Genomic DNA, 8,204 nt, shown 5'->3' on the forward strand with positions numbered 1-8,204 from the left:
GGATGCCGCCGGGGTGGCGATTGCCGGCGGCTCGGGCGCGCCGAGCGTCCAGGCTTGGTCGATGCCGCCCGATCTGGCGGGTAGGCAAAATCCCAGCCCCAGGCAGATTCCGGCCAGCCGTTTAGTCGATAAGTTCACCTGCGCACCCCGCCAAAAATCAAAATTTGCCAAACTTTAAATAAAAAGTAAGCGGTATCGGATACCGCTTACCTTGGGCTTTAAACGCCGCTTGCGCGGGTTAATGGATGGACCACACGGCAACTTCATGATGCAAGGGGTCGAACTGGTACCAGCGCAGGCGCCGGGACGGTTCGAAGTTCATTTGCATGACAATGTTATGCTCGCCGATCACGTCCCTGTCGCCGTTTTTGGTCGCCGGCGGCGTCATGATCAGGCCGGGGCGGCTGGCGGTCGGCATGCCGGCGTTGACCCACCAGTGCGCACGGCCGAAGGTAAACCATTGCCCGGCGCCGCCGATGGCCTCCGTCGATTGGAAAGTGTTTTCCCAGCCGCGTCTGCCGCCGAAGTCGACATTGAAGTAGGCGTGATCGAAATAATCGCCGTTCAGCATTTTGATTTTGACGGTTTTGCCGCGGGTTTTCCAATCGGGGTAGGTCGCTTGGCTTTCGTCCAGGATGCCTTTCATCTCGCCGTAAATCGTGTTGTTGACGAAGAACAAGGTCCAGTCGCTGTTCGGATCGGGTTTGACGCCATCCGGCAGTTTGGTGCGGGTTTGCCACTGATCGAAGGCCCGGTTCAGCTCGGCAAGCTGTTTTTTATTGGCGTTGCCGCGAGCCTTGATTTCCCTTAGCGTATTCCACATCCGTTTGGCCGGCGCCAAGTCGCCGATTTTGGCAATCGCCGCCAGTTTGCTGGCTTCGTCGGCTCTTGGGTTTTGTCCGAACACAAAGGTTTCCCATTCCGCCAAGGTCATAGGCCCCAATTTTTTTCTGGCGTTTTCGACAACCTGCACTCTGGGCGGATGCTGGCGCCAGCCCCAATGGTATGACAGGTTGTAATACTTGCCGGGCGCCATTTTCATCATGTATTCGGTACGGGTACCGTCTTCCATGGGGAAAAAGGTCTGGTCCATCAACACGTTAGGCATGGGCGGCATGCCGGGCGGACTCAAGGCCGGGTCGTCGAAATACATTACCATCGGCGCGAAGTCTTCGTGGCCGCGATTCAAGGTATCCACTTTGTAATGTATGGTCCAGGGTACGTCCAACACGTCGCTTGGATCGACCATGTTGGTATCGCCCTCGATATGGCTGTCGAACCAAATTTGATGAATTTCGACGATACCGCCCACTTTTTCGCCGGCGGCGTTAAAAATCGGCTGTACACGTTTATTTTTGTTCGGCCCGTTGTAATGCAGCAGCGGTATGCCGCTGTAATTGCGGTTCGGTACCGGGTTACCTTCCAGGATATCGATACCCAGCTTTACGGCCGCCTGCAAAGAAAGTTTGCTTTTATGGCGGTCATGGTCGTGGTCGTCGCCGTAACGGTCTTCATAAAATTTGCGGTCCGTTTTACTGATTTGCTTGATGACCATCATCAAATCATCGGTCGGCGAGGTTTTGTCGATGGGAGTAATGATGGGGTCGGGATGCAAATTGTAAGGATGCTCGGGCGTGGACGGCAAAGTGTTGACCACTTCAACGCCATTGCCGTCGCAGACATTCTTGTAAACCGTCGGCAAATGGTTGCTGCCGGGCGGCTCGGCAAAAGGATCCTGCGCGGCGAAGATAGTATTTTCAGGCGTAATAACGGTCGTGGTTTTACCGTCGGCGGAAACCGATTCCTGGGCTTGTGGCGGCCTTGGTTGCGGCATGACGCAGTCGGCGGCATTGGCTGTGCCCGCTCCGGTCAAGGCGACCGTCACGGCAAAGGCCAGACGGCTACGATTTAGTGTTTGTTTTAACATGATTCAACTCCATTCCTTAACTTGGCTCTTGAGCTTCGACTTGGCCGAAGTGGGATTAAACATCGCGGTTACTGTTGCTATCTTTGCCTGGATCGGCCAAGGGCGCGGGGCCGGCGCGCTTGCTATCCTCGCCCGCTATTTTGCCGTTTTGCATCCAGGCGACGCGGCTGACCGCCATTGCAGGGTCCGCATCGACGGCAAAGGCGCCCCAGATGCCTACGCCGCCGTTGCCGTAATGCACCATGCGGGTATTGATGCCGGCGTGGTGATGGTGTCTCGACAGATGCTTGGCAAAGCGATCGCCGAGCGCTTGAGAGCCGTCTTCCGTTGGACGGAGCAGCAGCCAACCGGCCGGTAAGGCGTTTTTCCGTGCATATTCGGCAAGCCGTTCGACGGTATCGGCCGTCGGCTCGGTGGTAATCGAATAGATATTTACTTCCTGGCCCAACTTGTCGCCCAATTGCTCGGCCACTTTTGCCAAATGGGACATGGAGGGGAACTTCCGTTGCGCATCCAGCGACATAAATTGCACCATCGCTACCTTGTTACTGATCAGTTCGCTGTGAAAGCGGTAAATTTCGCCGTCGTGCGATGCCACGGGGACGTCGGGGAAACGGTTGCCGCCGCGGCCTTGGGTCGGCGGCGGTAAAAAGGCTTGCAACAGCAGGTTTCTGAGTTCCTGTTTGGAAATGGAATCGGCTGCGTACCGGGATTTTTCAGTGTTCATAATGACCTCGGATAAATCAAATTCGGTTAGTGATAAAAGGCAACATCAATCGCCTTGACCAGGTTCGACAATATCCCAGCGGATCATCATGGCGTGGTCTTCATGAACGACGTTGTGGCAGTGCATCACGTGCTTGCCGAGAAAGTCCCGCCAACGCGAGAAGAATTTCACTTCTTCGTTGGGGCCTAGCATGATGACGTCTTTCCGGGCATGCTCGACATTATTGCGGTCTACGGGTTTGCCGTTGATTTCCAGGATCTGAAATTCCTCGAAATGGCTATGGATGGGGTGCATCCAGGAACTGCCCGCGTTTCTGAAGGTCCAGATTTCCGCGCTGCCTTGTTCGATTTTGGCGTCCGAACGGTTGGGGTCCATCAGCTTGCCGTTGACCGTCCACAAGCCATTGTCGTAGTCGAACACGAATAAACGCTCCCTTCTGACTTCGGACAGGTTGATCGGCGGCAATTCGCGCATTTTGTGCGGTATGCGGCTGCGATCGGGGCCGGTGGCCGGTATGACGTCGAAACGCATGATTAAGTCGGGGTTTTCCAGCTCCCGGCCCGTCCAGCCGGCGCCGTCCTCTCGGCTCTCCATACGGTTGGAGAGGTACAGCGATTGGCCGGGGCGGTATTTGGAGAAGTCGATGATGATGTCGTGGCGCAGGGCCGGCCCGATACGCATGGTTTTGGATTCGATCGGTTTGGGCAGTAGGTTGCCGTCGGTCGAAATGATGTAAAAATCTTCGTCTTTGTCCAAATGGCCGTGCTTATTCAGGTATAACTGATAAATACGCGATGGGCCGCCGTTGAGGACCCGGAACCGGTATTTGCGCGCTTCCACTTTGAAATGGGGCTGAATGATCCGGTTGACGGTGAAACGGTCGCCCAGCATGCCGTGGGTGGTGTAAAGCGCGCTGGGCAGGTCGTCGCCGGTGGGTTCCGGATTGAAGAAGTCCCAAAGCGGCTGGCCGTTTTGGTCGAACATGACGTCGTGCAGAATCAGCGGTACGTCGTATTTACCGCTAGGCAGACGGTAGGTGCCGGGTTTGGTTTCGTCGTTGGCGTCCATTTCGTCGAATAGCAGATAAAATCCGCTCAGGCCGGCATAGACGTTGGTGGCGGTAAAATCCAGCCTATGGTCGTGATACCACAGGGTAGACATGATTTCCCGCTTGTCGAAGCCGGCCGGAAAATTTGCGTAGTGATGATCCCAAAACTCGCCGGCGTTGAAATAATCCTGCGGAATGCCGTCGCTTTCCGATGCGGTATGCGCATTGTGTAAATGTATGGTGGGGCTGGGCATTGCGAAGCGGATATTGCCGGCGCCCAGCGGCGGCAGGTTGTTGATGCGGCGCAGAAAGATAGGATCGCCGTATTTGGCGTGTATCGTCATGCCGGGGGTGATGCCTTTGGGCATATGCGGGTCGCGGAAGCCCCAGGCCCAGGAACCTTGGTTATACGGAAAGTCCGTATGATAGTTCCACAGAAATTCTTCGATATAGTGGACGTAATGCTTCCGGGGTTTAAACTCGTTAAATCGTTGGTGCCGCTGCGGATCCGGTGCGTGGCCGCCGCCTGCCGGAGTGTTGAGAAAGGCTTCGGGTACGCTTTTGGAAATAGGCATTACATTAAGCGGCACCTTGAACGGTGTCACCGGGGGGCTGGGAGAGTCCACGATGCTGGGAATGAAGCCATCGGGAAACACCAGATCGGCTTTGGCCGTTTTAGGTGCCAGTAAGCCATAACTGGTCCCAGCTGCGCCGTATTTCAAAATATCGCGTCGAGTTGCCATTACTTCATCCTCTTGAAAGTTAACACACCAAGCTTTGCCGGAAGCGGAAAGCGTTTTTGCAAGTTGTTTCGGTGGCATTGTCGGCTGAAATTTTTAGCCGTATTTTTATAAGCCGAATTAAGATTAAATTAAGAGGGCGGCCTTGTATTGAGGAAGTAGTACAGTATTTGCTATAAAAAACTGGGTTATTTGACCTAGATAACTGCGTTAAATCACACAGATTACCCACGGTGCTTGTCTTTTTGCGGTTAATGGCGGCGTTGGCGGACTAGTCTGGAAACCGGCGTTATATGGCGAAATTTTGGTTAATTTTTTGATATAAAACGAATTTTTCTGGCGGGCGAGGGTGTTTTTGCGCGTCCGTTTTAACGGCGGCGGTTGTCCTTGTTTTTGCTAGCCCTTTTGGGATGCGTATCTCGCCAACTCCAGGCGGTCGCTGACTTCCAGCTTGCCGTAAATCGAGTAAATGTGATTGCGTACCGTTTTTTCGCTAATAGCCAGGGTTTTTGCGATGGAATTGGTATTTAGCCCCTGAACAACCAGTTCTACAATCTGTAGTTCGCGTTTGGATAAGCCGTCAAGTTTGTTGTTAATGCTGTCAGCGGTGTCGGTGTGCGACTGAGGGGGGATTTTATCCGCCGTGTCGACAATGGATTTCAGTAGCGCGCGCTCAAACCACAATTCCCCGGCCAATACTCTATCGATCGCTTTCAGCAATATCTCAAAACTCCGGGCTTTCAAAAAAATGCCTGAAATGCCCGAACAAATAAAGCGTACTAAATCTTCCGTGCCGCATGTCGAGGCGATCAACAAAATGCAGGTATCTTGAGGTTGAGACAACAGTTTTTCTATGAATAAAAGATTGGCTTCCGGATTTTGGCACGGAGCCGCCAAAACGATATCGGGTTTGAGATTGAGCACCATTGACATGGCTTGATCGGAAAAGTCCGTTTGGCCAATGACTTCAAGATGCGCTTGCATATCCAATAGCCTGACCAGGATGTCGCGGTAGAGAATGTGGTCATCCAACACCATGACAGTTCGGGCGGGGGAGGGTGGAGTGATCGGGTTTTGCATAATGGTTGATCAAAAAAATCAGCGGATATCGTTTATCGAAAAAAACCTAACCTTGGTCGGGATGGAGGGCGATTCCTTACGCCGGCATGAAAAATAATTTCGGTGCCGGAAGTTGGATCATGCCGACATTCCTGGCGGAGGGTGTCGGATTCCTCAAAATTCGGTTGACCGGAATAGAAAATCGGTTAAATCATAAACAAATTGTGGGAATTTTTTGGGATCTAGGGTCATTAATTTAATGGCTATTTGATCGCGGAAAGTAAGCGTACGGCGAACCGGGTTAAGAGGGCGACGAGCCCGTGGGCCGGTTAAGCATGATCGGCATGCCGAAGTAGGGCGTTAGAAATTGGCGGGTTTATGCGTAGGCTTTACTGATAGGCCCAGTTTATCTTGCGGTTGCTTCGTTATGCCGGCAAATGATTAATTGCCGACTTGTTCACTGTTATTGGCTTTGGTTCTGTTAAATTGATCGCCGACGTTTTATCCGCTCGGCAAGTTGGATCGGTTGGTGTGCTTGCTGAGTTTTTCATTTTAAGGTGACCGATATGACTCCTAACAAAAACATAAAAATTGCAACCGTTGTGGCTACGCTATTGTTTGCCTCCAATGTAATGGCAAATACCGGGGCGGCTCTTATCAAAGAGCAGCCCCGCAACGTATACCATGTAATTAAAAATAAAACCCTGCTGGAAGCGACCAATCAGTTGGCCAATCGCAGCGGCATTGTTTTTAAAATCAGCGCGGATATCGAACGCGATGCGGTCAATAAAAAGCTGGCGGCCGACGATTGGGGCGCCGCGATAGGACAATTGTTACAAGACTATAATTTCACGGTAGAAACCGAAAATAACAACATAAAAACCGTTTTGGTCACCGGCAGGCATGGTAGCGGAAATGGGCTGAAAAACATATCTGTAAAGGAAGACGAATTGATCGTGGTGGCGCCGGATTATGCCGGCAAAATACCCGGGAAATATAAGCATTTCAATGCCGGTTCCGTATTTAATGTGGCACTGCCCATGGAGCAGCTGAATAATATTGCGGTTGGCGGCGAGTTAACGCTCGATCTTCCGATTGGACAATATAAAGTCAAGCATGACAATCGGGTTGAGCATGGCGACGGCAGTTCAACCTGGGTGGGTTATTTGGGCGATGAAGGCCAGGGATATAGAATCTATCTTTCGCAAGGCGAGGCCGGTGTGATCGGCAATGTGTATACGCCCGATGGCGCGTATAACATAGAAACAGTCGATGGACAGACGGTTATTGTGGATATCGACAAATCGGGCCTCGATTCCGCGGGCTATGATCACGATGAAGCCGAGGCCGCGCCGGAAACCTTGGCGTTGATGGAAAATGGTTTGCAGATGGGCGGTATTCTTTCCGACTTGCAGCAAGCGGCCGAAAAAGCCAGGGCAATCGCCGACGCCTTGGCCAAGGAAGCCCAAACGCTTTACACGCAGTATCAACAAGATTTGGCAAGGGCCGAAGCCGCCCGAGCGCAAGCCGGCGAATTGGCGGCCCGCTCGAAAAACACAGGTGTCCAACTTAACGCGGCATTATCCGCGCTTAGAAAATCCCCCAGGAATGCGCAACTGATAAGTGCCGTTACCCAATTGCGCGCAGAGCAGAGTCAACTTGCGCAGCAGACAAAATTGGCGAATGCGGCTTATAAAGCGGCCAATAAAGCCATGGCTGCTTCTAAGTCCGCCTATAACAAGAAAGTCAAGCAGGCCAATGTGGCCGAGGCTAATGCGAAAAAAGCCGAAGCCGTCTATGCGGCGAAAAACACAAACTCGACAACCGCCGTCACCAGTTCTACGGCTGCTCCCGTGAATACGGTGGTTGACCTGATGGTTTTGTATACCACCGTCAATCAAACCGCGAGTTATGCCAAACAACGCATCCAATATTTGGTGGACGTTTCCAATCAGGCCTATAAAGACTCCGGCATTAATATGAGTTTACGCTTAGTCCACGCCAGGTCCACCCATTATGTGGAAAATAACGCTAATTCCCAAGCATTGACGGATTTGGCTAGCGATGCGGGAGCTTTTGCCGGCACCGCCGCGCTTCGCAATCAATATGGCGCGGACTTAGTGGTGCTTTTCAGGCCATTATATGCCCAAACCGCCGGTAGCTGCGGTACGGCCTATGTGGGTTTTGCCAACGGCGGCAACGCTAACGCCAATTTGGGATTTGGCACTATCGGCGATGGCTATTCAAAAGACGCCAAGTCCAATTACTATTGCGGGACCAATACCTTTACCCATGAAATCGGCCATAACCTTGGTAACGTTCATGATCGCGAATACAGTAATTTTACGGGGAAATTCAATTACTCATATGCGTGGGGCATCAGCGGAAAATTCGGTACCATCATGAGTTATTACGGCCCCTCCGTGATGCTGTTTTCAACTCCCGCTTTGTCGACGCAATGCGCGGGCTCGCCTTGTGGGTTTGCGGAAGGTGATGCCAAAGCTTCGGACCAAACCAAAACCATTAACTACACGGCGCCCTTGGTTGCCGGGTACCGTCCGAATATGGTTAGTGTTCCGGTGATTCAATAAGCAAAAAGTCCGCTACCGCGCGGAAGAGAGATGAATTATTGAGGCTAAACAGTGTTGAATGGCGGCCGAGAGTGCCGAGGTTTTAAAGCCGATAAAAAGCCGGGCAATGCCC

5 protein-coding genes are annotated in these 8,204 nt (G+C 52.4%); 1 reads left to right on the forward strand and 4 read right to left on the reverse strand.

Annotated features, from left to right (window positions below):
* Positions 1 to 238 precede the first annotated feature (238 nt).
* The 4 genes from NP596_RS18210 to NP596_RS18225 all read right to left on the reverse strand — a co-directional run bounded on the left by NP596_RS18210 (position 239) and on the right by NP596_RS18225 (position 5,522).
* Complete coding sequence (locus tag NP596_RS18210) at positions 239 to 1,927, reverse strand: hypothetical protein (protein ID WP_256616825.1); 1,689 nt, start codon at positions 1,925 to 1,927, stop codon at positions 239 to 241.
* 55 nt (positions 1,928 to 1,982) lie between these two features.
* Entirely contained in the window at positions 1,983 to 2,654 is a 672-nt protein-coding gene (locus NP596_RS18215) for an SCO family protein (RefSeq protein ID WP_256616826.1), read from the reverse strand.
* A gap of 45 nt (positions 2,655 to 2,699) precedes the next feature.
* On the reverse strand, positions 2,700 to 4,445 hold the full coding sequence (locus tag NP596_RS18220; RefSeq protein WP_256616827.1) for a multicopper oxidase family protein: 1,746 nt from the start codon (positions 4,443 to 4,445) through the stop codon (positions 2,700 to 2,702).
* 393 nt (positions 4,446 to 4,838) lie between these two features.
* Positions 4,839 to 5,522, reverse strand: coding sequence for a response regulator transcription factor (locus NP596_RS18225; RefSeq protein WP_256616828.1), 684 nt, complete (start codon positions 5,520 to 5,522; stop codon positions 4,839 to 4,841).
* Positions 5,523 to 6,067: 545 nt separating this feature from the next.
* On the opposite strand from NP596_RS18225, the gene NP596_RS18230 reads away from it, so the two are divergent.
* The gene (locus NP596_RS18230) at positions 6,068 to 8,092 is read left to right on the forward strand and encodes a reprolysin-like metallopeptidase (RefSeq protein ID WP_256616829.1); all 2,025 of its coding nucleotides are present in this window, start codon (positions 6,068 to 6,070) and stop codon (positions 8,090 to 8,092) included.
* The last annotated feature ends 112 nt before the right edge of the window (positions 8,093 to 8,204 follow it).

The organism is Methylomonas rivi (assembly GCF_024505165.1).
GTDB classification, from domain to species: Bacteria; Pseudomonadota; Gammaproteobacteria; order Methylococcales; family Methylomonadaceae; genus Methylomonas; species Methylomonas rivi.